Here is a 236-nt window from a genome sequence, read left to right as displayed (position 1 = left end):
GACGGCGATGCCGACGAGCGACGAGATCGAGCAGTTCCTGACCGACAACCCGGCCGAGGGCACGAACCACACGGGTGAGACGTACACGGGTGAGACGAACACCGAGGAGAAGACCCATGCCTGAGCTCAGCCCCGCTGACTTCCAGCGCCTCCGCGACATCCGTGCCGGCCAGCCCGACCTGGTGCGTGCCACGCTCGACGCCCGCCGCAAGCGCTCCCTGCTCGCCGACGACGGC

Source organism: Curtobacterium sp. MCBA15_005 (assembly GCF_001864855.1).
Taxonomy (GTDB): Bacteria; Actinomycetota; Actinomycetes; order Actinomycetales; family Microbacteriaceae; genus Curtobacterium; species Curtobacterium flaccumfaciens.
Note: the sequence above shows the minus strand (reverse complement) of the source record.